General features: G+C 60.5%; 23 protein-coding genes. 18 read left to right on the plus strand and 5 right to left on the minus strand.

Annotated features, from left to right (window positions below):
- Positions 1-10: 10 nt before the first annotated feature.
- From ACV1FX_RS12645 to ACV1FX_RS12695, 11 genes are all read left to right on the plus strand, one after another.
- Entirely contained in the window at positions 11-658 is a 648-nt protein-coding gene (locus ACV1FX_RS12645) for an amino acid ABC transporter permease (RefSeq protein WP_473117876.1), read from the plus strand.
- Positions 642-1370 carry an amino acid ABC transporter ATP-binding protein gene (locus ACV1FX_RS12650; RefSeq protein WP_473117877.1) on the plus strand — a complete coding sequence of 243 codons (729 nt, stop codon included), beginning with the start codon at positions 642-644 and terminating at the stop codon, positions 1368-1370. Before ACV1FX_RS12645 ends, ACV1FX_RS12650 begins: the two co-directional genes overlap by 17 nt.
- A gap of 57 nt (positions 1371-1427) precedes the next feature.
- Positions 1428-2213, plus strand: a complete 786-nt coding sequence (locus ACV1FX_RS12655; RefSeq protein ID WP_473117878.1) for a transporter substrate-binding domain-containing protein — start codon at positions 1428-1430, stop codon at positions 2211-2213.
- A 73-nt stretch (positions 2214-2286) separates the two neighbouring features.
- Positions 2287-3090, plus strand: coding sequence for an NAD-dependent epimerase/dehydratase family protein (locus ACV1FX_RS12660; protein ID WP_473117879.1), 804 nt, complete (start codon positions 2287-2289; stop codon positions 3088-3090).
- Positions 3091-3098: 8 nt separating this feature from the next.
- Positions 3099-4187 carry a mandelate racemase/muconate lactonizing enzyme family protein gene (locus tag ACV1FX_RS12665; protein ID WP_473117880.1) on the plus strand — a complete coding sequence of 363 codons (1089 nt, stop codon included), beginning with the start codon at positions 3099-3101 and terminating at the stop codon, positions 4185-4187.
- Positions 4184-4945, plus strand: a complete 762-nt coding sequence (gene yjfP, locus ACV1FX_RS12670; RefSeq protein WP_473117881.1) for an esterase — start codon at positions 4184-4186, stop codon at positions 4943-4945. Before ACV1FX_RS12665 ends, yjfP begins: the two co-directional genes overlap by 4 nt.
- Before the next feature lie 14 nt (positions 4946-4959).
- A complete protein-coding gene (locus ACV1FX_RS12675; RefSeq protein WP_473117882.1) occupies positions 4960-6624 on the plus strand; it encodes an IclR family transcriptional regulator domain-containing protein in 1665 nt (554 codons plus the stop codon).
- A 29-nt stretch (positions 6625-6653) separates the two neighbouring features.
- A complete protein-coding gene (locus ACV1FX_RS12680) occupies positions 6654-7391 on the plus strand; it encodes a ribonuclease activity regulator RraA (protein WP_473117883.1) in 738 nt (245 codons plus the stop codon).
- Between the two features lie 4 nt (positions 7392-7395).
- Complete coding sequence (locus ACV1FX_RS12685) at positions 7396-7863, plus strand: nuclear transport factor 2 family protein (protein WP_473117884.1); 468 nt, start codon at positions 7396-7398, stop codon at positions 7861-7863.
- A gap of 4 nt (positions 7864-7867) precedes the next feature.
- Positions 7868-8035, plus strand: coding sequence for a hypothetical protein (locus ACV1FX_RS12690; protein WP_473117885.1), 168 nt, complete (start codon positions 7868-7870; stop codon positions 8033-8035).
- A gap of 21 nt (positions 8036-8056) precedes the next feature.
- Complete coding sequence (locus ACV1FX_RS12695; protein WP_473117886.1) at positions 8057-8968, plus strand: cupin domain-containing protein; 912 nt, start codon at positions 8057-8059, stop codon at positions 8966-8968.
- A gap of 124 nt (positions 8969-9092) precedes the next feature.
- Here ACV1FX_RS12695 and ACV1FX_RS12700 read toward each other — a convergent pair whose 3' ends face one another.
- Positions 9093-9998, minus strand: coding sequence for a LysR family transcriptional regulator (locus ACV1FX_RS12700; RefSeq protein ID WP_473117887.1), 906 nt, complete (start codon positions 9996-9998; stop codon positions 9093-9095).
- A 105-nt stretch (positions 9999-10103) separates the two neighbouring features.
- Here ACV1FX_RS12700 and ACV1FX_RS12705 point away from each other — a divergent pair, with 105 nt between their 5' ends.
- The 5 genes from ACV1FX_RS12705 to ACV1FX_RS12725 all read left to right on the plus strand — a co-directional run bounded on the left by ACV1FX_RS12705 (position 10104) and on the right by ACV1FX_RS12725 (position 17157).
- Complete coding sequence (locus ACV1FX_RS12705) at positions 10104-11618, plus strand: UxaA family hydrolase (protein WP_473117888.1); 1515 nt, start codon at positions 10104-10106, stop codon at positions 11616-11618.
- A 44-nt stretch (positions 11619-11662) separates the two neighbouring features.
- Positions 11663-13195: a UxaA family hydrolase gene (locus ACV1FX_RS12710; protein WP_473117889.1), complete on the plus strand. Its 1533-nt coding sequence runs from the start codon at positions 11663-11665 to the stop codon at positions 13193-13195.
- Positions 13196-13329: 134 nt separating this feature from the next.
- On the plus strand, positions 13330-14637 hold the full coding sequence (locus tag ACV1FX_RS12715; RefSeq protein WP_473117890.1) for an MFS transporter: 1308 nt from the start codon (positions 13330-13332) through the stop codon (positions 14635-14637).
- A gap of 25 nt (positions 14638-14662) precedes the next feature.
- Positions 14663-15742 (plus strand): Ldh family oxidoreductase, encoded by a 1080-nt coding sequence (locus tag ACV1FX_RS12720; protein ID WP_473117891.1) that lies wholly within the window; start codon positions 14663-14665, stop codon positions 15740-15742.
- On the plus strand, positions 15739-17157 hold the full coding sequence (locus ACV1FX_RS12725) for an FAD-binding oxidoreductase (RefSeq protein ID WP_473117892.1): 1419 nt from the start codon (positions 15739-15741) through the stop codon (positions 17155-17157). The genes ACV1FX_RS12720 and ACV1FX_RS12725 overlap by 4 nt, the downstream gene beginning before the upstream one ends.
- Positions 17158-17225: 68 nt before the next feature.
- On the opposite strand, the gene ACV1FX_RS12730 is transcribed toward ACV1FX_RS12725, so the two are convergent.
- The 3 genes from ACV1FX_RS12730 to ACV1FX_RS12740 all read right to left on the minus strand — a co-directional run bounded on the left by ACV1FX_RS12730 (position 17226) and on the right by ACV1FX_RS12740 (position 20345).
- Positions 17226-18479 carry an MFS transporter gene (locus tag ACV1FX_RS12730; protein ID WP_473117893.1) on the minus strand — a complete coding sequence of 418 codons (1254 nt, stop codon included), beginning with the start codon at positions 18477-18479 and terminating at the stop codon, positions 17226-17228.
- 136 nt (positions 18480-18615) lie between these two features.
- A complete protein-coding gene (locus tag ACV1FX_RS12735) occupies positions 18616-19674 on the minus strand; it encodes an Ldh family oxidoreductase (RefSeq protein ID WP_473117894.1) in 1059 nt (352 codons plus the stop codon).
- Positions 19674-20345 carry a GntR family transcriptional regulator gene (locus ACV1FX_RS12740; RefSeq protein WP_473117895.1) on the minus strand — a complete coding sequence of 224 codons (672 nt, stop codon included), beginning with the start codon at positions 20343-20345 and terminating at the stop codon, positions 19674-19676. Before ACV1FX_RS12740 ends, ACV1FX_RS12735 begins: the two co-directional genes overlap by 1 nt.
- Positions 20346-20471: 126 nt before the next feature.
- On the opposite strand from ACV1FX_RS12740, the gene ACV1FX_RS12745 reads away from it, so the two are divergent.
- Both ACV1FX_RS12745 and ACV1FX_RS12750 read left to right on the plus strand, forming a co-directional pair.
- Complete coding sequence (locus tag ACV1FX_RS12745; protein WP_473117910.1) at positions 20472-21575, plus strand: mandelate racemase/muconate lactonizing enzyme family protein; 1104 nt, start codon at positions 20472-20474, stop codon at positions 21573-21575.
- Positions 21576-21996: 421 nt separating this feature from the next.
- Entirely contained in the window at positions 21997-24090 is a 2094-nt protein-coding gene (locus ACV1FX_RS12750; protein WP_473117896.1) for a methyl-accepting chemotaxis protein, read from the plus strand.
- A 146-nt stretch (positions 24091-24236) separates the two neighbouring features.
- Here the strand turns inward: ACV1FX_RS12750 and ACV1FX_RS12755 are convergent.
- The coding region (locus ACV1FX_RS12755; RefSeq protein WP_473117897.1) for an MFS transporter at positions 24237-25179 on the minus strand (943 nt) is incomplete at its 5' end.

The raw sequence follows: 25179 nt of genomic DNA on the forward strand, positions 1-25179 counted from the left end.
GGATCGGCAAATGAACTCTCAGTTTCTGATTTTTCTGGTGTATGGCCTTCTGGGCACCGTTGTCTTGAGCGCCCTGACGTTCCTGTTCGGCGGAATCGTCGGCTTTATCGTGAGCCTGGCGCGGATTTCACCGGTGCGAACGATCTCAACGCTGGCCGGCGTCTACACACAGACCGTGCAGGGCATTCCGTTGCTCGTGTTGATGGGCTTCTGCTACTTCGGCCCGAGCCTGTTGGGTTTCGGATCAACGCCGCCGCTCGTTGCCGCGACACTCGCAATGACGATCTTCGCGAGCTCGTATCTCGGCGAGATCTGGTACGGCTGCCTGCTGTCCGTTCCGAAGGCTCAGTGGGAAGCCGCCGAATGCATCGGCTTGTCGCGCTGGCAGCGGATGAGCCGCGTCATCCTGCCCCAAGCCTTGCGAATAGCCACGCCGCCGACCGTCGGCTTTCTCGTCATCATCGTCAAGAACACCTCGGTGTCCTCGCTGGTCGTCGGCTACACGGAGCTCTCCTACAACGCCAAGGTCATCAACAATTCGGTGTTCGAGCCGTTCCTGTACTTCGGGCTCGCCGGGCTTCTGTATTTTCTCATCTGCTATCCGCTATCTCTGAAATCACGTGCCCTGGAGAAGAGACTCAATGTCGCCAATCGTTGAACTCAGGAACGTCGAGAAATCGTTCGGCGGGCTTCAGGTCCTGAAGGGCGTGACCTTCGGGGTGGAGCGGGGAGAAGTCGTCGCCGTCATCGGCCAGTCGGGGTCTGGAAAATCGACCGCGCTGCGTTGCATGAACCGCCTGGAAAAGATCAATGGCGGCGAGTTGATCGTCTGCGGGCATGCCTTGCAGGATCCGGACGTCGATCTCAATCAGCTCCGGCGTGATGTCGGGATCGTATTTCAGAGCTACAACCTGTTTCCGCACCTGACGGTGGAGGAAAACGTCACCCTGGGACCGCGCCTCGTCAAACGCCTTTCGAAAAGCGAGGCGAAGGAAATTGCGGCCTCCGTCATCGCGAAAGTCGGCCTGTCCGAGAAACTAGCCTCCTATCCGGAGCAGCTCTCCGGCGGCCAGCAGCAGCGCGTGGCTATCGCACGAAGCCTCGCCATGCAGCCGAAGCTCATGCTGTTCGACGAAGTGACCTCGGCGCTCGATCCGAAACTCACCGGCGAAGTCCTTCGTGTCATGGAAGGTCTTGCACGTGAGGGCATGACGATGGTTCTCGTCACTCACGAAATGCAGTTCGCGCGCAACGTGGCGAACAAGGTCGTCTACATGCGCGACGGGCGCGTCCACGAGATGGGCGGTCCGGACATACTGAAACAGCCGGCCACGCCCGAACTTGCGGCATTCGTCGATCACGATCTCTGAGCGAATGTTGTTCGCCATTTAAAGAGGGAGGAAAAATTGAAAATCAGCAGACGCCTTATGACCGCAGCTTTCTTCGTGCTTCCGCTTTTGGCAAGCGTCGACGTCGCAAAAGCCGACGCGCTCGAGAGAATAAAAGCCGCAGGCAAGATTCGAGTCGCGATCGATCCGGGGTTGCCGCCGTGGTCCTACAAGGACAGCAATCTCCAGCTTACCGGCTCGGAATATGAGACGGCCAAGCTCCTTGCAAAGGATCTTGGGGTCCAGATGGAGGTGGTGGAGACTAACGGTGCGAATCGCATCCCGCTGTTGCTGACGGGCAAGGCGGACATCGTCGTGGCCGCAATGACGATCACCGAGGAGCGCCAGAAGGTCATCGATTTCTCGCTGCCCTATTCGGGAACGTCGACCGCCGTGTCTGCTCTGGCGAGCATGAACATCTCCAAGATCGAAGATCTGGTCGGGAAGAAGGTGGCGGTCGCTCGAGGAACGATCATGGACACTGATCTCACGAAGGTCGCGCCCGCGGGCGTGGAAATCGTCCGCTTCGATGACGAAGCAACAACCGTCACTGCAATTCTGAGCGGACAGTTGGACATCGTCGCACAATCCGTAAGTCTCAACGAGACGATCAAGAAGCGCAATCCGTCCAGGGCCCTCGAGCCAAAGATCGCACTGCGTACAAACTTGGCCGGCATCGGGATGAAGAAGGGCGAGGATGCGCTTCGCGGCTGGATCGACGCGTGGATCAAGAAGAACATGCAGGATGGCGTCCTCAACGAGGTCTACCAGAAGTACCAGGGCATCGAATTGCCGGCGGGAGTCAAGGAAGCGGCCCTGAAGTAATCGAAATCGCGAGGCCGAACGACGGGTGTTCGGCCTCGCGATCATTGCATCTCAGCATTGGCAGTCGAGCAAAATGAAGATCTTGATCATTGGAGCGGCGGGTGAAGTCGGCACGGGCATCAGGCGGGAATTGGCGCGCCATTTCGACTTTCGCCTGCTGGACCTGAGGACGGATGGCTTCTCCGAGGCCGACGATGTGGTGCAAGGCAGCATCGGCGATTTCGAGCTCTTGAAAGCCGCAATGTCCGGCGTCGACGGCGTCCTGCACCTCGCGGGCTGTACGACGGACGCAGCGATCGACCAGCAGATCGAAGGCAACGTACGCGGCGCTTTCAACGTTTTCGAGGCGGCTCGACAGGTTGGCGTGAAGCGCGTTGTCTTCGCGAGTTCGCATCACGTGGTCGGCTACTACCCGCGCAACCGGCGCATCGGGAGCGATGCGATTCTGCGTCCCGACAGCCGTTACGGTCTCACCAAGGCGTTCGGGGAGCAGGTGGGCGCGCTTTACGCCGACAAATATGGCCTCGAGGTCCTGTGCATCCGTATTGGACGCGCTCATGACAAGCCGGAGGACCGCCGGCGGATGTCCATTTGGGTAAGCTGGAGGGATCTCGCGCAGCTCGTGCGCATTGGCTTCGAGCACCCCAACCTGCGCTATTCAATCGTCTATGGCGTGTCGAACAACGAGCGGACGTTCTTCGACAACAGCGCGGCGTTCCGCCTGGGCTATGAGCCGCAGGACAATGCCGAAACGTTTGCCGGGGATGTTCTCGCGCAATCGCCTGAAAATCCCGAACTCGTCGGCAGTCACGTCATCGGCGGGCATTTCGCCAACAACGAGTTCGTCGGGCCGATCGGCCGACTCTTCAAGTCGTAGGGCAGAGGATGAAGATCACCTCGATAGAGCCGATCATTGCGCGTATCCCGTTCCGCGACGGTGGAACAGGCGTTGGCATCACGCCTCAAAGCTGGAATACGCTCGACATCGTCCTGGTGAAGGTCGAGACCGATATCGGCCTCACGGGATGGGGAGAGGCTTTCAGCTATTTCTGCTACCGCCCGGTCGCCTATGCGGTGCGCGACATGATCGCTCCCATCCTCATCGGCCGGACGATCGATGACCCTGTCGCGCTCAATCTCGAAATACAGCGCAAGCTCGCGCTGTTCGGCCGCTATGGCATCACCATTTTCGCTCTGTCCGGTGTCGATATCGCCTTGTGGGACCTGAAGGCCAAGGCGGAAGGCACTTCGCTCGCCGCACTTTTGTCTGACCGCCCGAAGCCGGCGATCGATGCCTATGCCAGCCTCGTCCGCTACGGCGACAGCGCATTGGTTTCCCGCTTCTCTGAAAAAGCCTGCAAGGAGGGGTACGGGACACTCAAGCTCCATGAAGTGACCATGCCGGAGATACGGGCCGCCCGCGCGGCGATAGATCCGGCCATGCGCTTGACAGTCGACGTCAACTGCACGTGGACGACCGATCAGGCCAATGAACGCCTGCCTGAGTTGAAATCCCTCGACACGCTCTGGCTGGAGGAGCCGATCTTCCCGCCGGAAGACTATGCGACGATGAAGTCGCTGCAATCGCACGGCGTCGGCCTCTCGGCGGGCGAAAATGCCTGCACGGCCGTCGAGTTTTCGCGCCTGATCGAAGTGGTCGATTACCCGCAACCGAGCGTGACGAAAGTGGGCGGTGTCAGTGAGTTCAGGAAGGTCGCCGATGCGGCGGCAATCCGCCGAAAAACGATCATGCCGCACTCACCCTATTTCGGACCGGGATATCACGCCACGGTCCAGCTCACGGCGGCAACAGCCAATGCGGGCCTGTTTGAGTTTCTCTATGTTGAACCTGAGGCCTGGATCGGCGTGGCGACGCCGTTGCCGGAGCGGGGGAAGATCGTCGTGCCCGAGTCCGTCGGGATAGGCTTCTCGCCCGATCTCGATGTATTGGAGAAGTATCGGGTCGCGCTATGATCGTCATGTTCGAAGACAGGATTGGCGACATTCCGGCGATCCATGCTGCCCCGCAGGCTGCTGTCGATCGCCCCCTGCCGACGGTCTTCTTCTTTCACGGATACCGGAATTCAAAGGAGACGAGCGCTTTCTTTGCTTACATGCTGGCGATGAAAGGGATGAGGGCGATTCTGCCGGAGGCGGATCTCCATGGAGCTCGGTTCGATGGGGACGATACATTCCGACTGACGCAGTTCTGGGAACTCCTAAAGCGGAATATCGACGAACTCGATGTTTATCGCCGGCATTACACCGATCGAGGATTGATCGTCGAAGATCGCGTCGGGGTGGCGGGGACCTCGATGGGTGGATTCGTAACCTTAGGAGCCCTGGTCCGCTACGATTGGATCAAGGCCGCCGCAAACTTCATGGGGTCGGGCTATTTCCTCGACGCGTCGCGAACCATCTTTCCGCCGCTGGGGAAATACGACGCTTCGACGCGCGATGGCCATGACGCGCGGATGGAGCCGCTGCAACCTTATCAAGTTATGTCCGAGACGATTGGGAGGCTTGCGCGAGTCCCTGTTTTCACCTGGCACGGGATGCGCGATGAGGTCGTCCCATGGGGCGAGAGCGTGCGGCTTCAATCGGACCTGTTGGCCGCCGGAGCCGCGGACAAATTCGAGCTTGTGATCGATCCGTTCGGAACGCATCGTGTTTCCGGCGATGGTGCGGTCCGGGGAGTCGACTTCCTCGACAAGCACCTGCGGGCCAGTTAGGCGAAAGCAGATCGATGATCGCTACAAACAAGCCTGATCAGGACGAATTTAACAACGAAGCTGGGGGAAGCGTTCCCGGCACCGGCCTGCTCAACAAGTCTCTCGACATTCTTCAATATGTCGGTGAGACAAATCGACGCTTCAAGGTCAAGGACCTTGCCGCAAAGACGGGGTTTTCGAAGAGTACCCTCTATCGAATTCTGGCGGCGCTGAGTACGCGCGGCTTCCTGGCAATGGACCGCCGCGACCAATCCTACATTCTTGGTCCCAAGTTCACATCGCTCGCCAGCAGCATCGGTCGCAGCTCGGAGTTGATTGCCGTCAGCTCCGCGATCCTGAAGCACATCGCTGACACCTACGGCGAAAACGTCAATCTAGCGGTAATGAATGGTGACGTTCAGCAAGCGATCGCTCGATGGGAGGGGCGCGGCGCGCGCGCGTTTGCCGCCGCGCTGGGAGAGCGGAAGCCGCTCTATTGCACGGGCCTTGGAAAATCTCTCCTTGCGTTCCAGGAAGAAGCGGTCCGCGAAAGGCTGATCTCGCAAATCGAATTCACCCGCTACACTCAAAACACAATCATGTCGGCTGAGGAACTCAGGGCCGAAATCAATATGATTCGTATGCGAGGCTTTGCTGTCGACAACAACGAGATCATCGACGGCGTGCGTTGCGCCTCTGTTCCGATCTTCGATCCGACCGGCTCGGCTATCGCCTCAATCAGCGTAACGGGCCCGGCCTATCGCATGTCGGATGACAGGCTTGGTGAGCTGGCGTCGATTCTTCGGAAGGCATCTCAACAAATATCGCGAGCCCTGCTCGCGAGCCGGGCGGGTCCTGCCGCAGTCGAGACGGGCAGTTTCTTCGGCAAACCGCTCCGCGTCCATGACGTGCAGTCTTTCAGCATTCAAGCCATGGTGTTCGATCCGGACAGAAGGTTTCTATATTGGGCTGACGGCCCGGGTGCGTGCATTTGCCGCCTGACCGAGGGACGCCGGGAGGTGGTTGCCTGGTTCGACAGCCCCATCGTCGGCCTCGCGCTGGGCTCAGGCGGCAAAGTTCTCTTCACCATTACTGAGAGTGCGATCTGGCGCATCGATGCCGATGGCACGGATACGGTCGCGACCAAGCTCATTGAAGGCGACATTCTCGAGCGGGCCCGCAATCTCACCGTGACGGCCTCCGGCAAGATCGCCGTCGCATTAGCGGCCGATGACGGCCGAGGCTCGCTGGCTATCTTCGACGGAGATGGCGAGTTGAGGCAGCTCGAAGTGATTCTGGCAGCAACTATCGGTGTCTTCAGGGGACTGGGTCCAGAGACGGTGCATATGGTGTGCCCAGATTCGGGTCGGATAGGCTCCATTGACCTGTCCCAGCCTGGCCTGATCCCAACCTACCGCAATCACGTCGTCGCCGATGTGCACAACATCAGCAATGTGGCCATAGACGCTGAGGGCGACATCTGGCTGAACCGCGCTGACCAATGGTGCGTCAGCTGCCACGATTCCGATGGTGCCGCAAAGTTCACGGCGCCTTTGCCGATCCCAACGCCCACTGCATCGGCGTTCGATCCCCAGACCCGATCGATGTTCATCGGCTCCGACAGAATCGGCTGTACGCCGAACTTGCTGGAGCTTGCCCCACTCGCCGGCGGCATCGTCGAAATGGTCAAGCCCGTCTAGCTAAGCTGACAAAACAGGAGTTATCCGTCATGGCGAACAAGATTGAGTTGCAACCCGACACGCTCGACAAGCTGAAGGCGTGCAGCGTTGCGACCCTCACCACCCAATTGTTTCGGCGCAATTTCCGCCAGCAGTTCCTGGTCGGCGTTGCTCCGCTCAGCAAGGAGGTCGGGTCGTTTGCCGGCGAGGCCTTCACATTGCGTTTTATTCCGTCCCGCGAGGACAAGGACTGGGATCTCGGCGATCTGAAGAAGCGCGGCGAAGACAACATGCAGTGGGAGGCGGTCGAGGCGATCGAAGCCGGGCAGGTGCTGGTCATTGACAGCCGTGGCGATACCCGCGCGGCGTCCGCCGGAAACATGTTGATGCTGCGTATGATGCGCAAAGGTGTCGTTGCAGCCATCACCGACGGCGCCTTCCGCGATGGCACGGAAATCTCCAAAATGGACTTCCCCGCCTATTGCGCCGGAAACACCGCGTCGACAAGGCCAGCCTATCTCCGCGCCGCCGACATGCAGCTGCCGATCGGCTGTGCCGGCGTTGCGGTTTATCCCGGCGATATCATCGTTGGCGATAGCGACGGCGTCGTGGTCATTCCCCGGCAGCACGCCGATGCGATTGCGAAGGATTCTTTCGAGCAGGAACAGCGGGAGCAGTTCCTCTTCACGAAGATCGACGGCGGTGCGTCACTGTGGGGCACATACCCCCCGAACGAGGAGACGCTGAAGGAATACGCCGAATGGCGTGCCAATCGGGCGAAGGGGTAACTCGATGTCCGAGCTTGCACAAAAAGCCGAAGCTCTGATCCGTCGCTATTTCCGGGCTTGCAATGATGCAGACCATCGGGCCTTGGTCGATTGCTTCACCGATGATGCGGTTCACTATTTTCCGCCTGGTCTTCCTGGGGCACCCTGGCGCGGCGCGGGCGCGATCGCCGACGGTTGGGTGTGGTGCGTCAAGACGCTGGGATCACGCTGGACGATCGAAAAGATTCTGGCTGCGCAGGATGGCCGCGAGGCCGTGATCGAATGGACGCACTGGAAGACGGCAATCGGCGAAGTGCTCCGCGGCGATGAGTGGTACGTCTTCAACGACGACGTCACCCGTATCCGCGAGATCCGCGCTTACTATGCATCGCCGGTCGACAAGGCGGAGCCAGTGAACAAGCTGCACGAGTTCGATTACGAGGCGCGGGGATACGCCCTGCAGGCGCCGTCGCCGGCGCCGAAGATTACCTAACGAGATGGCGGCGCAATTCACCATCATCGCCCGTGATGACGCCGCCACGGGGACACTGGTCGAGTGCGAATTTCCGGATCGCGTCGCACTCGGCGCTTTCGATCCGCGCGCACAGGGAAGATACGCTGCGGAGTTCTTCGGCACTGTGGAAACCGCCTACACGCTGGCGTGAAATGCATCAGAGGATACAACAATGACGTTGCCCGACTACAAGAGAACGGCGTACGCGCGACATTATCAGGAAGATCCCCAGGTCCGTGAGGCTGACGCGTCTTCCACCTGGCTTACGCGCGGCGTAAATTTCGTGATCGCCGTGACCGAGGGGAAGCAGGGTACTACGCTCGCCCGGGACGAGAACCCGGACGAGTATATGCTCATTCTTCCGGCGGGCACGCGCGCGTTATTGTCCGCCGGGGAAGAGACAGTAGAAGTAGGGGGGGACACGCTCTCCATCCTTCCCCCGGGCAACAGTACGATAACGCTTCTCGATGCGGGCACCTTCGTACGCATCTTCTCCAGCAGGGCCGCGGATCTGGCCAACGCTGCGGTCAATGCACGTTCATACGAACGGCCGCTCGAGGGGGTGGCCCCGCTCAAGGACTGGCCGGCCCCCGCGGGTGGTTTCAAGATCCGCCACTATGATCTTTCGGCGCATGTCGACGCAAATGGGCCGCTGATTCAACCTCGGATCTTCCGTTCGACGAATCTCATGGTCAATGTTTTCGCGCCGTTTCATTCAGCGCGCGATATAAAGAAGCTTGGCCCTCACCATCATGATGATTTCGAACAAGCCTCGATCGGGTTGGCCGGACAATTTGTCCATCACATACGTTATCCCTGGAATAGCGACCTTGGAGAATGGTACCCGGACGAGCACACTGAAATCGCCAGTCCGTCAGTGGCGATCATCCCGCCGCCGCTCCTCCATACGACTCGAAATATCAGCGCCGACGGCGCTCGCCTGATCGATGTTTTTGCTCCGCCGCGAGCCGATTTCTCATTGAACCCCGGCTTTGTGCTGAACGCTGACGATTATCCGATCCCGCCGGAGATACAGTCGCAAAAGGTCGCAACAGCTGCCAACGTGTCAAGTTGGCGGAAGTAGGCTATCCGGATTCGCCCCTCTCAAGCGCAGCGCTCGGCTCGATCCAGTCGAGCGCTTCATCCAATTCGGCTAGCGTCGTCTGTTGCGGACATTGCTGCTATGACAACCGACCAGGTGACGCAGCCTATGCAGGTTGACGAGTTGTGTGCTGTCCCAAATCCATCAGCAAAGTTCTCACAACAGGCGCGATATCATTTTGCTCTTCTGCTCGCCAAATGACGTGCAGGTCGGCCGTCTGACCGCTACCGAGTTCGATGGGACGGAACGTAACGTTGTCAAAACACGCGTTACGGGCTTGCTCTGGTACAATGGCAATACCCAGGCCGACGCTAACCAGCGACAAAATCGCCTGTGCATGGCTCAATTGTTGAACGATGCGGGGGCGAACGTGAGCAGATGCGAACGCTGGTGTGAAGATGTCACGCACATATTGCCCCTCAACCGAGTACATGATGAAGGGTTCACCATCGATGTGCGACAACTTCGGTCGCCGAAGGCGCGCCAGAGGGTGATCGACTGGCAGAGCCAACGAAAACTTTTCGCGATAGACGCAGGCGGACCGCAACCCTTTTTGCATTGGAAGCGGTCGCGCTAGACCGAGGTCCAAACGGCCGCGCTCCAACGCTTCGAGCTGGGTCAGCGTTGTACCCTCATGGAAGTTGACCGTAACGTCCGGTAGTTCCGACTGGACCCGTGCGGCCAGGCGAGGCAAAAAGCCGTATGAGCTCGCCCCAATAAAACCAATCGCGATCGTGCCGACATGACCGCGAACAGCCCGCCGGGCGGTTTGGGTTGCACTCTCAGCTCTCTGTAGCAATTCAATCGCCTTGGGCAGGAAGGCGCGGCCTGCTGGCGCCAAATGCACGGTTCGCCTGGTTCGCGTGAGCAGCGGGGTGCCGAGTTCTTCTTCGAGTGATTGAATCTGCCGACTGAGCGGCGGCTGTGTCATGTGTAGGCGCCGCGCGGCCCTGCCAAAATGTAGCTCTTCTGCAACGACCACAAACGCTCGCACGTGCCCTAGGTTCAGCATTGATGCAAATCCGGTATCATCTTGATGCGAAAATAGGCTTAGACGAGCATCAAATCCGCGTCTACGACCAATTCAAACAAAATTTTGCAGGGGTGGACGCGGGACATGACGGCTTCCAACACGACCAGGGCTTTCCGGGCAGAAGCGACTGACAATGTTGCGGTGGCATTGCCCCCCGTCAGCGATGCGGGCGAAAACGCGGACAGACCCAACCCGCACGGCTTCAAGATTGCGACGAATGAAATTCGGCAAGGCGAGCCGCTGATCAAGGGCGGCAGCGTGATCGGCTATGCCAGCGCCGACATCGCCGTTGGTAGCCGTATCGACGGTGCAAACATTCGCGATCGGCTCAACGATGAACGTCCAATCCGCCGTTCGCGTCCGCAATCGTTGCCGATCCTCCCGAACGTGGAGCGCGCCACCTTCCAAGGTTTCGTGCGGGAAGATGGCCGCGTAGGCACGCGTAACACCATCGGCGTGTTTATCGTCGGCAATTGTGGCGCAACGGCCGCTCGCAAGGCTGCCGATTGGTTCGATGCCGACCGTTTGGCTGATTTTCCCAACGTCGATGCTGTGGTCCCATACATCCATGAACTCGGTTGCGGCATGGAGATGTCCGGCGAGCCGATGGATCTGCTGCGCCGGACTCTCTCCGGGTACATTCGTCATCCGAACACGGCTGCGGCGGTCGTCGTGGCGCTGGGCTGCGAACGCAACAACCTGAAGGTCTTCCTCGAGAAGGAGCGCTTGGCCGTTGGCGACCGGTTGCAAACGGTCACGATCCAGGAGGTCGGCGGCATTCAGGCCGCCGTGGATACGGCCAAGGCGATGATCACGAAGATGCTGCCGATCGCCAACCGCTCTGAACGACAGACGGTGGGAGCAGAACACCTTGTGGTGGGACTAAAATCTGAATCACCGGACGGTTACGTGGGGCTGTCGGCAAACCCCGCGCTTGGTGTGGCCGTGGACCTGCTGATCCGCAACGGCGGCGCCGCGATCCTGTCGGAGACCCCCGACATGGAGCGCGTTGCCGATGACCTTGTCGCGCGTGCCTCGACGCCGTCCGTCGTGGAAAAACTGACCGAGCGCTTCGACTGGTGGCGCGAGCACAGCCGCAATCGCGACACGCATCTGAGCGGGCAGATCGACAAGGCGAACAGCGATGCCGGTGTCGCTACCTTGCTGGAGAAATCGCTCGACAGCCTGAAGAAGGCGGGAGACGCTCCGATCGCGGATGTTTATCGATATGCCGAGCGGGTTCATGCAACCGGCCTCGTCTTCATGGACACCCCCAGCTACGAACCGGTCTCAGTCACCGGCCAAATCGCCGGAGGCGCGAATCTCATCGCGCTCACAACGGGCCTGGGGTCCGTTTTCGGTTCTCTCCCAGCCCCGACCGTCAAACTGGCATCGAACAGCGAAACGTTTGCTCGGATGGCTGAAGATACCGACCTGGATTGCGGTCCTGTGCTCGACGGTGGGTTGTCGGTCGAAGCAATGGGCCGACAGATTTTCGAGGCCCTGCTTCGATACGCCTCCGGCGAGAAAACGAAGGCCGAGATCGACGGCGTTGGAGAGAACGAGTTCGTGCCTTGGCCGATCGGAGTTCTTGCTTAGCACTCGTTCCCATCAGATCGCAGAACAAGGTCGGAGTCCTGAAAATGAGCGATGCTGCTCTCAATCCGTTCATAAGGCTTGATCCACGCGACAACGTGGTCGTCGCGCGAATGCCCGTCAATGAAGGCACGGCGGTGCCCAGCGAGGCTGTCGTCACGCAACAAGCCGTGCCCGCCGGTCACAAGATCACGACGCGCGCGATCCGGGCAGGCGAAGCCATCCTGAAATACAACACCGTGATCGGCTATGCGGCCGGTGATATTCCTGCCGGCACACATGTTCATAGCCACAATATTCGTTTTGACGACGTTGAGAAGGACTATGCGTTTTCGCGCGACTACCGTCCGACAGAGTTCGTCCCGAAAGAAGAGCGCGCGACCTTTCAGGGGATCGTGCGTGCCGATGGACAAGTCGCCACGCGCAACTTTGTCGGCGTATTCACCGTCAGCAACGCCGGCGGCTCAGTTGCGCGCAAGATTGCGAACTGGTTTACGCCCGACCGTACGAGCAGCTTTCCCAACATCGATGGCGTGGTGCCGTTCGTGCACGAGCTCGGCGACGGCATGGAGCGGAGCGGGGAGCCAATGGACCTGCTGCGACGGACGCTCGGGGGCTATCTCGCCCATCCCAATATCGGCGCCGCGCTGCTGATTGCGCAAGGCGGCGAGGCCAATGACATCGCATCCCTGCTCGCCAGCCAGGGGCTCGTCGAAGGGCCGCGTCTTCGTACCTTGGTGATACGGGACGCTGGCGGGCTGCGGCGCGCCGTCGAGGAGGGCAAGCGGCTCGTTGAGGCGATGTTGCCGCTGGCCGACGATGCGCGTCGGCAGCCGGTGTCCGCCGAGCACTTGAAGATCGGCATGCAGTGCGGCGGCTCCGACGGCTTTTCGGGGCTTTCCGCCAATCCGGCGCTCGGCGCTGCCATGGACATCCTGGTTCGCCACGGCGGCACGGCGATCCTGTCCGAAACCACCGAGATCTACGGCGTGGAGCATACGCTCACGGCGCGCGCGGTGACGCCGGCCGTGGGCCAGAAGCTGGTCGACCGGATGAACTGGTGGCTCAAATACAACGAAGGCCGCGACTGCCAGATCAATGGACGGGTCAGTCCGGGCAACAATGCCGGCGGTCTCGCAAACGTGCTGGAGAAGTCGCTCGGAGGCGCGAAGAAGGGCGGCAACTCCCCCCTGATGGAAGTGTATCGCTACGCCGAGCCGGTCCAGCAACACGGCCTCGTGTTCATGGATACGCCCGGTTACGATCCCGCCGCCGCTACAGGGCAGATCGCGGGCGGCGCCAACATGATCATGTTCACGACCGGTCGGGGCTCATGCTTCGGCTCGGTCCCGGCGCCGACGATCAAGCTGGCTTCGAACACGCCGATGTACGAGCGCATGATCAGCGACATGGACGTCAATTGCGGAGTCGTGATCGACGGCATGGCTACTCTGCCGGAGATGGGTGAACGCATCTTTCGACAGCTCCTGCGCCATGCCTCGGGCGAGAAGACCAAGAGCGAACTTTCCGGCATGGGCGAAAACGAATTCATGCCGTGGCCGATCGGCGTGACGGTCTAGGCGCTCGCGCGTCTGAAAATTGGCTCTGTCTCTACGAGCCGATCGCCGGCATTCCAAGTGATGCAGTCGGGCAATCTGCCCGGCTTGAGACAAGCAACAAAAAAACAAACAGTCGATAATTGTGGAGGATGGACGTGTCGAGCATTTCTCTATCTCCAGTGGCGGATGTTGAAGCTGGAGTGATTGGCCGATCGCGATGGATCAATGTCCTGCCGATCGCCTTTGTCATGTACACGATTGCCTACTTCGATCGGGCAAATATCGGTCTCGCACTACCATACATTACGGCGGATCTGAAACTGACGCCGACCCAGGCGGGGATTGTTGGCGGCGCGTTCGCATGGGGATATGCCGTCACCCAACTGGCTGCGGGCTGGATCGTTCTAAGACTCGGGTCGCGAAACGTCATCGGATGGGCGCTCATTCTCTGGGGAATCGGCGCCGTCGGCACGGGGCTCGCCAGAGACTTCTGGGAGCTCGCTGTCATGCGGATCATCCTTGGCCTGTTCGAAGGCCCTGTCTTCGCAGCGACCTCGGTCCTGCTGTCACAGTGGTTCATGAAGCCCGAGCGTGGTCGGGCTTTTGGAATCTGGAACCTGAGCTCGGCTTGCGGGGCTTTCCTGGCGGGGCCGATCTCGGGCCTATTGCTTGCGAGTTATGATTGGCGAGCGATGATGATCGTCGAAGGACTGCCCGCATGGATTTGGGCTGTTCTCTGGTGGTGGCGAATTCCGTCCTCGCTGGCGAAAGCAAAGTGGCTTCCCGAGGTCGAACGTGTTCAGGTTGAGAGCGCGATCGCGGCTGAACAGGCTGCTTTGACGCCGGAAAAGGAGACGCCCTGGTGGACGCTTATGGGTGAACCCGCGGTGTGGTTTACTCTTGTCGGATTTGGCTTGACCAATTTTCTGATTTCCGGCTTCCAGGTCTGGTTGCCAACGGTCCTGAAGCAAAATGGCAATCTTGACCCCGTCACTCTCGGAATCATCAGCGGTCTGCCCTTTCTCGTGGGCATCGCCGGAGTGTTCTTGAATAGCTGGCATTCGGACCGCAACGGCCAGGAGCGGCGTCTCCATGCGGCCATTCCAGAGATGATCACAGGAATCCTGCTGATCATTGCGGCACTGATGCCGGTCTCCTTGTTCTGGATTCAGGTGGTACTTTTCGTGGCGCTCGGCTTCACCATGAAAATGTATCTGCCGATGGTCTTCTCTCATCTGACGGAAATCTATCCCAAGACGAAGGCAGTGGCCGCGATTGCCTTCATTAGCGGCCTTGGCAATTTGTTCGGGGGATTCGTCGGACCGGTTCTGATTGGATATCTGCGTCAAGTCACGAGCGACTTCGTGGTGCCGTTTGTCGTGCTCGGGGCGGCCGGTCTGGTCGGAGGAATCTGTCTGGCGCTCGTGCGGCCGCCGGCTCGTTCCGTCCGCGATGCGGTCTGAGCATTTGTAGGGAGACAGCGCGATCATGTCATCGTCGGAACGAGACTCAGGATGCGAGCCCGAACGCTTTGACGCCGCAGCACTGCTGCGCTTTGCTACCAATCTCTTTGGCGCAGCGGGCGTCGACGCGGAAAAGGCGACGACGATGGCCGAGATATTGATCGAGGCCGATCTTCTTGGGCATACCACGCACGGATTGGCGCTGGTTCCACGCTACATGCAGGAGATCGAATCCGGATCGATGACCCTGACTGGAGAGCCCGAGGTCGTCGCGGATCGAGGCGCTTGCGTGACTTGGGATGGACGGCGGTTGCCGGGAACATGGCTGACCGCCAGAGCCATTGATCTGGCACTGGCGCGCATCGGCAATTACGGGACGGTCAGCGTCGCGATCGGCAACAGCCATCACCAGGGCTGTCTGGCCGCCTATCTGCAGCGCGCGACCAGCCACGGGTATGTGTTGCTGATCGCAAGTTCTGGTCCAGGCGTCAGCACGGTTGTCCCGCATGGAGGCGCGAGAGCGGCGCTGTCTCCCGCTCCGATAGCGGCGGGCCTGCCAACGTCCGGCGATCCGGTGATGATCGACGTCAGCGCGTCGATCACGACAAACAACATGGCTTACCAGTTGGCTGACGCTGGAACGCGTTTCCCGCAGCCGTGGCTGCTTGATGCAGACGGCCGCCCCACGGACGACCCTGTTGTGTTGCGGCAGGGAGGCGCCATTCTGCCTGCCGGCGGCCTGGATCATGGTCAGAAGGGCTATGCTTGGGGATTGATCACCGAGACGCTGAGCCAGGGGCTATCTGGACACGGCCGAGCCGATCAGCCGAAAGGCATGATCAACGAGGCATTCATTCAGCTCATCGACCCGAATGCATTCGCGGGTGCTCGTGCATTCGTTCGCCAATCTGATGCAATCGTCGGATCGTGCCGAGCCAGTCCTCCAAGGCCTGGCTTTGATGCGGTCCGGACGCCCGGGCAGAGCGCGCTCGATCGGAAACGCAGCAGTAAACACGGCGGACTGGCGCTCAGCCAGACACTCGTCTCGGCTCTGAGGCATTGGGCCGAGAAATACGATGTATCAATTCCAAGAAGTATCGGATGAGCGGGCAAAGAGCGTTCTTAGCCAGTCTCCGCTCAGCCCTCGGCGATCATCCCGGCGCGCTCCTGACGGAGCCGGCAGATTTCGCGGGTTATGACCGCGATTGGCTGCGCCGCCGGGAAGGCCGCCCCCTGGCTGTGGCTCGACCGGCGAATACGAGGGAGGTTGCGGAAACTGTTCGCCTCTGCCGCAGCCACGGGATTGGCATCGTGCCGCAAGGCGGGCACACTGGCCATGTTGGCGGCGCAACGCCGGACGCGAGCGGCCAACAACTCGTCCTCAGCCTCGGCCGAATGAACCGGGTCCGGTCAGTCGATCCGATAGGCGATATCGTTGTCGCCGAAGCCGGTTGCTCGATCGCGATGGTCAAGGAGGCGTGTGCGAAAGCCGGACGTGCGTTGCCGTTTGGCATCGGCTCGGACGGCTCTGCCCAGGTAGGCGGCATTCTATCGACCAACGCGGGCGGTCATATGGCGCTCCGTCACGGCGTTGCTCGAGACCTCGTGCTCGGGCTCGAGGCCGTTCTGTCTGATGGCTCCGTTCTCGAAGGGCCGAAGGAGCTGCGCAAAGACAATACCGGATTTGATGTTGCGAGAATGCTGATCGGCGCGGAGGGAAGCCTCGGTCTGATAACGTGTGCGGCCCTTCGTCTCGTTCCGTCTCCCAAGGAATCGTTCACGTCACTCGTGGGCATATCGAGCGTCGACGCGATGATGGATTTGCTCGTGCGTTTGCGTGAACGAACCGGCCCACGGCTCGCGGCTTTCGAATTGATGATGCCGGCCGCGATGCAGATGGCTTTGAAGGATGCGGGAAGTTCCGGCGTTGCGATCGGCGCGGCCCACAATTGCTACGCGCTGGTCGAACTCGACGATGTCGTGCCAGGCAATGGCCTGCGCGTTCTGGGAGAAGAGGTCTTCCACGAAGCGTTGGAATGTGGGCTCGTCGAGGATTGCGTTCTGGCCGAGAGCCTTTCGCAGCGACAAGCGTTGTGGTCGCTCCGCGAAGCTCTGCCGGCGCTTCAATCGCGCATAGGCGTCAGCTTCAAGCACGATCTGGCCGTTCCGCTGCCAAAGCTCGCCACGTTCCTGAGCCGATCTCACGAAGCGATCATCGATCGTTTTCCTGAACTGACGCCGATCATCTTCGGTCACGCCGGCGATGGAAATCTGCATTGGAACGTTCAAGCGTCTACCCCGACTATCCCACAGCAGGAACGCGTCGCTTCCGAGTTGCGGACAATATTGTTTGATCTCGTCGACACGGTGGGCGGCTCGTTTAGCGCAGAGCATGGCGTTGGCCGCATGTATCGTGATCAGCTCGCGTCGCGGGGTGGACGAGGGCGGCTCGCTGCGATGCGCACCGTCAAGTCCGCACTCGATGCAGACGGTCTCATGAATCCCGGTGCCATCTTGTAAAGACGCGCCTCATCGCAACCCATGACCTTCCCAGGGAGGCCCACGTCCGGGCGTCCAGGGAGCCCGGTTCAGTCGTGTCTACTGACGACATCCCGACGCAGGATCGTCACGGAGATGACCGTCAGCAGGCAGCAGGCCATCAGGTACAGGGCCACCAGCGTCGGTGTCCCGTTCGAAGCGGCCACCAACGCCGCGGCTATGAAAGGCGTCGGGCCCGCAATGAGCATGCCATTTAATTCACGTGCAAAGGCGATCCCCGAAAAGCGGTAGCGCGTCGGAAACAGGTTGGCCAGGAATGCGCCTTGCGGACCCGCCATGCCGCCAAAGCCGAATCCATAGCCGACACTCATGGCCAAGGCTGCGAGCGTGACGCTCTTGCTGTCGAGCAGATAGAACAGAGGGAATGCGAAAACGATCATGACGAGCGCGCCCGTCGCATAGACCTTCGCATAGCCGATGCGATCCGAGAGTGCGCCGAAACAAGGCGTAAGAATGATCCCGACCAGAGTTGCTATGATCACCACCGTAAGCGCATCCGTTCGCGGCATATGCAGCGTGTTGGTCATATAGCTCAGGCAAAACGCGCTGAGGATATATGCGTTCGCGTTGTGGCCGGTCACTGCCAGAAAGCCGAACAGCACCTGTCGGGGGCTGTTGCGAAGAAGCTCACCGACGGGAACGCGTTCTCGCTCGACCTCCGCATGTTCCATTGCCGCCACATATTCCGGCGTTTCGTCGAGGCTGTTTCGAATGTACAGCGCAACGAAAAAAAGAATGGCCGAGATGAGGAACGGAAGCCTCCAACCCCAGCTCAACAGAGTTTCCTCGGGCATGTAGGACATCAAAAGGAAGGACAGGGTCGCAAACATGACGCCCACGACGGTGGCCGATTGAAGGAACGCGGTGAAATAACCGCGCTTCTCCGGCGGGACATATTCGGAAACCAGCGTAACGGCACCGGCATATTCGGCGCCGGCGCCAAACCCCTGAAGGAGCCGGAAGACAACGAGCAGCACGGGTGCCCAGACTCCGATCTGGTTGAAGTCCGGTAGCAGCCCGATGCCGACCGTCGACAAGCCCATCAGCGCAATTGTGAAGATGAGCGCCGGCTTGCGCCCGAAACGGTCGCCGACATGCGAGATCAGGAGTCCACCCAGGGGGCGGGCGAAAAAGCCGACGGCGAAGGTCGCGAACGAGGCAAGCACTCCACCCACGCCGGAGAGTTGGGGGAAGAAGAGCTTGTTGATGATGAGGCCGGCCGCAGCGCCGTAGAGAGCGTAGTCATACCACTCGATGATCGTGCCGATCGTCGCGGCCGTCACTGCGCGTCGGATGTTGGCGGGATTGCCCGTGGAGGCGCTCCGCACGTCGTGGACGACGGTTTCTGACATCGCATGTGACATTGTTTTCTCCCCGTGCCGCCGTTCTTTGTCGGTGGCTTGTTTTTGATGTGAGGGTCTAAAGTATCGCAGGCAGCTCGATCTCGAATTTCTCCATCCATGGCGCGAGCGCCTCGAGTATCTCACGGCTTACAGTCAAGCCATCACGCAGAGCTGCGGTCCGGCGCTCACTGCTTGCTTCTCCGGGCAACCGAACCCGGTCGAATGGCCGGCGCGGGGCTGCCTGCCGGCAGGCGTCGACCAGCCAGTTGACCTGTTTGCGATAGGCATCGATCGAGCCGAACGCCTCCGGCTTGATCGCCATCACGAAAACGGATGCACTCCACCCCGCATGGGGCTCGGCGCGACCGTAGCCCGATAGGCATGCGGAAAGGACTTCGATCATCATGCCGAGGCCGTAGCCCTTATGGCCGGCCTCGAGGCCACCAATCGGCAGCACGCTGCCGGGGGGCGTATCGAAGATCACGCCGGGATCTCGCGAGGGTTCTCCATTGGCCGTTAAAAGCCAGGGCTCATCGAGCATGCGTCCTTCACGCTTCATCTTGGCGATCATGCCGTTGGTGAGCAGTGAGGTGGAAACATCGACCAGAATCGGCGTTGGGTCGGCCGGTGCACCGAATGCAAACGGGTTGGAGGTCAAGACCGGTGTCGAGCCGCCGAATGGCGCCACACTGGAGAATCCGGGATCGGTCAGGGTGATGAAAGCCAGGTAGCCTTTGTCCGTCGCAGCGGTGAGATAGCCGCCAAGTGACGCGGCATGGTGGCTGCGCTGGATGGTGACTGCTCCCATGCCAAGCCTGGCCGCGCGCGAAATGGCTTCGTCGAGTGCCTGCGAGACCAGCCAGGGGCCGGGCAGCTTTCGTCCGTCCCAGGCGAGACAGGCCCCGAAGTCGGACAGGACCTCAGGCTTGCCTGCGACCGTCATGCCGCCGGACTCGATCTCTCCGAGATAGGGCGCAAGCAGCGCAAGTCCGTGCGTCACACGTCCACGGAGTTCACCGTCGACCAGGATGCGGGAGACCGCGCGGGCCTTCTCTCCCTCAAGTCCGGCCGTTTCAAGGAGCGCTGCGGCAAACGCTTCGAGATCGCGAGGGGCGTATGTCGCTTGCCGTGCCATCACCGACGGAGCGTTGCCTGAACGTTTTCCAGGAGGCTGTCGCGACTGCGGAGGAGGTGTCTCCTCAAGGCATCCTTGGTTTGGCCGGCGGACCCGGCGGCCATGCCGTCGAGGATGTCACGATGCTCGGCCACGACCGTGCTGGTGTCGCTTTGAACATAGACGTAGGCGGTATGCGTCTGGGTAAGGATGCGCTGATGCCAGGCGGCAATCACCGCATTGTCGCGCGCCAGGATCAATCGATGGTGGAAGGTGCGATCGAAGGCGAGGGCCGTGGTGAGGTCGGCGAGGGTCTTGCGCTTCAGATGTCGCGCATGTTGCGCGAGATTTTCCTCCAGTTCGTCGAGTAATTCCGCCGTGACGCACCCGCGTGCAAAGGCGGCATCGATCGCTTCCAGTTCGATCAGTATCCGGGCCTCGTAGAGATCCTCGACATCCTTGAGGGTGAACAGCCGCACGACCGTGCCGCGACGCATCTCGGTCACGACCAGGCCATCTGCCTCAAGCTTGAGAAGCGCCTCCTTGATCGGCGTCTGGCTGATCGCGAGATCCGCCGCGAGCTCCTCGGGAAGCAGGCGATGCCCGCTCGCCAACCGCCCCGTCAGGATCCGGGTGCGCAGTTCATTGTGGACCTGGTCGGCGAGGGTGGTGCGGACGAGCTTTCCATTCATGACCTCAGCTTGCCGGAAAGAACCGAAAACACAAGATTTAAAATAGAAAATTTTTTATTTGACAGGGCGTCAATTCCGTCCGAAACCGGCGGCGGCCCGCAAGTCAGGCGCAGGGAGAGGTTTGGGATGGCGAAGATCACCGCAGTCGAGACGCTACAAGTCGATCTCAAGCCCAAGGTTAAGCGGACAGACGCCATACAGAGCTTCGAAGCGCAGGAAACCCCGATCGTCAAAATTCGCGATGCGGACGGCGTCGAGGGCGTCGGTTACTCCTACACGATCGGAACCGGCGGCTCTTCGGTCATGAAACTGCTCGACGATCATTTGGTGCCGCTGCTTCTCGGACGTGATGCCGACGAGATCGAGAAGATCTGGCGCGATCTGTTCTTTCGCGTTCACGCCACCACGGTCGGCGCGCTCACCTCGATAGCTTTGGCCGCGATCGACACGGCCCTGTGGGACCTCCGATCGAAGCGTGCGAAGCTGCCGCTCCACAAAGCTGCAGGGGGCGCCAAGGACCGCATCAAGCTTTACTATACCGAGGGCGGTTGGCTTCACATCGATGAAAGCGAATTGGTCGACGAGGCGGAGAAGACGAAGGCGCGGGGCTTCGGCGGGACCAAGATCAAGGTCGGCCGGGCGCATGTCGCGGAAGATGTTCGCCGTCTGCGTGCCGTGCGTAAAGCCGTCGGCGACGACTTCGACATCATGACAGACGCCAATCAGGGATTCATGGTCGACGAAGCCATCCGCCGCGCCCGTCATTACGAGGAATGCGACATCGCCTGGTTCGAAGAGCCGATCCATGCCGATGACGTCATGGCCCACAAGCGCCTATGCGAATCGACGCAGATCCCGATTGCTGTGGGCGAGTCCATGTACTCCTTGTCGCAGTTCAAGGACTATCTGCAGAATGGCGCGTGCTCAATCGTCCAGGTCGATGTCGGCCGTATCGGCGGCATCACGCCGTGGCTGAAGGTTGCGCATTTGGCGGAAGCTTTCAACGTTCCGGTTTGCCCGCACTTCCTGATGGAGCTCCATCTTCCACTTTGTTGTGCTGTGCCCAACAGCCGATGGCTAGAATACATTCCGCAACTCGATCTTGTGACGAAGACGAGCATGCAAGTCGAGAATGGCTACGGCATTCCCTCGAACGAACCGGGCCTCGGAATCGACTGGGATTGGAGCGCGCTCGAACAGCTGGTCGTGCACCGCAAGAAGCACGGCTGACGCGGATCGAGAGAGTATCGAAGCCGAGCTGGCGGTCTTTGCAGGTCTTCGAGCCGTACAGTCTTTCCAGCATCGCGTGCGAAGTTTCTCCCCCCGCGGCGAAAGTCGCCTACGAAGCGTGGACGCGACATCTGTTCAGCGCCCTCATCTAAGTATTTCCATCTGTCAAAAGGCGCGCAACCGCATCATGCTCGGGGTGATACATAAATTGCATCGTTTTTCGATGCACTGATCGCTGCAACCCATTGTACTTCCGCAATTTTACGGCGGGGGCAGTGCCTAATTTTTTACCTTTCTCGAGCAAAATGCACATGAGCGCTTGTCGACGGCACGCGCGGCTATGTCAGTACTTTGGTGTTTCGGGGTTTGCGGAGCTGCCGCTCGTGACTGCGAATTTCGAAAGCGTTTGCTTGGGTGTCCGATGCTCAATCGTTTGACCGCATCTGCGTTGCTGAAGACGGTGATCCTGTTCACGGCGCTCGTCGTCGTGGCGGAATTCTCGCTCAATGCCTGGAATTCCTGGACCCGGCTGCAAACGGCCAACCGGATCGTCGCCGTCTCGGCGACCTCGGCCGAGGTGTTCAAGGCGATGGCGAACATCCGGACCGACCGCTCGAACACCAGTCGCCAGCTCTCCTCCGACGTGGCGATGGGCAGTGATGTCGACAAATACATTCGCGAGATTCGCGGTGCCCTGATGCCCGCGCTGGCCCGTACTCTCGAGCTGCTGCCCTCCACCTATCTCGCGCAGGGCGATATGTTCGTCGCGGATCTCGGTACGCTGAACAAGACGCTGCTGGCACAGCAAGCCGAGTTCTGGACCGAGGCGGCCAAGCCGAAAGCCGAGCGCCGCGCGGGACTTGCCAAAGAATATGTTGCGACCGAGGATTCGCTGATGACACAGCTCGAGAAGCTCGCCAGCGCGCTGGCCGCGAGCGTCAATCATCAGGATGCGACGATCGACCAGCTTCTGTCGATCAAGCAAATGGCCTGGCTGCTTCGCAATACTGCCGGCGAGTCCTCGCAGATCGTCGGCAATGCGCTCAACAGCGGTAAGGTCGCTCCCGACATGCAGCTTGCCTACACCAAGTTGCTCGGCGGCCTCGACACCGCCTGGACGGCGATCGAACTCGCTGCGTCGGGCATGCAGTTGCCGCCGGCGCTGGCGGCCGCGATCGCCGAGGCCAAGTCGGTCTATTTCGATCCGCAATATGGCGCCACGCGCGACGGCCTTCTTGCATCCGTCGCCAAGGGCGAGAAACCGTCGATGACCGCCAAGGAATGGACCCCCTATGCGGTACCCCGCATGATGACCGCGGTGAAGCTCGCTGACGCCGCCCTGCAGGCCGCCAACGATCACTCCGTGGACCAACGCGCCAGCGCGGTGCAATCGCTGATCGTCAATTTGGCCCTCCTCATCGCGGCGATTGCGTCGACAGGCGCAGCGATGCTCGCGGTCAGCCGTCGTGTGATCACGCCGCTGCACCGGATCCGCGACGCCATGCTGCAGGTAGCCGGCGGCGACCTTGACGTCGACAGCGGCTATCTCCACCGCCATGACGAGATCGGCGCGCTCGCCGGAGCACTCGAAATATTCAAGCGCCAGGCGACCGACAAGCTCAAGATCGAGGCCCAGGAGCGAGAGCGCAACGCCGGTGCTGTGGCACGCCAACGCGCGATCGATGGGTATATCGGCGAGTTCGAGAGCGTGGTGCGTACATCGCTGGGCGAGTTGAGCGAGGCTTCAGGAGAGATGCGTAAGACCTCGGGCGAGCTCTCTACCGTCTCGCGTCAGACCAATGAACGTGCCGAGGTCGCCGGAAAGGCCTCGAACGATGCCTCGATGAGCGTCGACAGCGTGGCTGCGGCGGCCGAAGAGCTGAGCGCCTCCATCAACGACATTAGCCAGCAGGCAGCCCATGCCGCGGGCATCGCCAGCCGGGCTGTGAGCCAGGCCCGGGAAACCGACAGCACAGTGCAGGGCCTTGCGAGGTCCGCCGGACGTATAGGTGAAGTCGTCGACCTCATCAACGGCATCGCAGCACAGACCAATCTCCTCGCTCTCAATGCGACCATCGAGGCGGCGCGTGCGGGTGAAGCCGGCCGAGGCTTTGCAGTGGTCGCCTCCGAAGTGAAGTCGCTCGCGAGCCAAACGGCCAAGGCCACCGAGGAGATTTCCGGGCAGATTGCCGATATCCAAAAGGTGGCAGGCGATACGGTCGATGCGATCCAGGCGATCGGCGGCATCATCGGGGAGGTCAACGAGGTCGCCACCGCGATTGCAGCCGCTGTGCAAGAGCAGGGCGCCGCAACTCAGGAGATTACCCGCAGCACGCAATATGCGGCGCAAGGTACAAAAAATGTTTCCGAGAACATCACGGGTGTGAAGGCCGACGCCGACACGGCGGCAGGGGCGGCCGAGAATGTCAAACAGGCTTCGGAGATGTTGGAGAGCCAGAGCCGGCAGCTCGGTCAGCAGGTCAGCGATTTCCTCGGCAAGATCCGCGCGGCATAAGAAGGCAGCTTCATCCTGTCGGAAGCAAAGGATAGCGCTCCGACAGCAGTTTAGCGAAATCCGCAAGCGCGGGAGGGACTTTCCTCATGCGCGCTGACGCTTGGTGTCTCGCTGCCGAAGGCGATTTGAATCGGTGTGCGGGCACCTCAAGTCTGTGTTTCAAGGCGGGAGATCTTGCCGACGATCACGAGGTAGCTGAAGACAGCGACAAGCGCGTTCGTACCGACGAAGACCAGAGCCCCGTTAAAGCTGCCGGTGGTGTCAATGATGTAGCCGATGACGATTGGCGTCACGATCCCCGCGGTATTGCCGAACATGTTGAACACGCCTCCGGAGAAACCGATCAGACGGCGCGGTGCGATGTCGGAGATGACGGCCCAGCCCAGCGCACCGACACCTTTGCCGAAGAAGGCCAGCGCCATGAAAGTCACCACCAGCCAGTCCGCCTGGACATAGTTGCAGCAGACCATGCTGGTCGACAGCAAGAGCCCGGCGACGATTGGAATCTTTCGTGCAGCCGTGAGTGAGAAGCCGGAACGCAACAATCGATCCGAAATCAAGCCCCCGAGAATTCCGCCGGCAAAACCGCAGATCGCGGGAAGCGAAGCCACGAAGCCCGCCTGCAAGATCGTCATGCCGCGCTGCTGGACGAGATAGACCGGAAACCAGGTCAGGAAGAAATAGGTCAGCACGTTGATGCAGTATTGCGCGATGTACACGCCCACGAAGGTGCGCGTAGTCAGCACGGCGCGTCGTTGACTGTCGCTCGCACCGACCGAAGATTGAGTGGACTCACCGGCGGTCCGGTCGCCATCCCGGATCAGCTGCAGTTCAGCGGCGTTGACCGCGGACACTTCGCCTGGCTGCCTTGCAAAGACATACCAAACGGCCGCCACGACAAAGCCGAGCAATCCCATCCAGACATAGACATGATGCCAGCTAAAGGCGTGGACCATCCAGGCCATCAGGGGAGTGAACACGACCGGCGCAAAGTATTGCGCGGAATTGTAGAAGGCAGAGGCCGTGCCGCGCTCGGCTGCGGGAAACCAGCTCGTCGCCATCTTTGCATTCGCTGGAAAGGCCGGCGCT

The sequence above is a fragment of the Bradyrhizobium ingae genome (assembly GCF_055791185.1).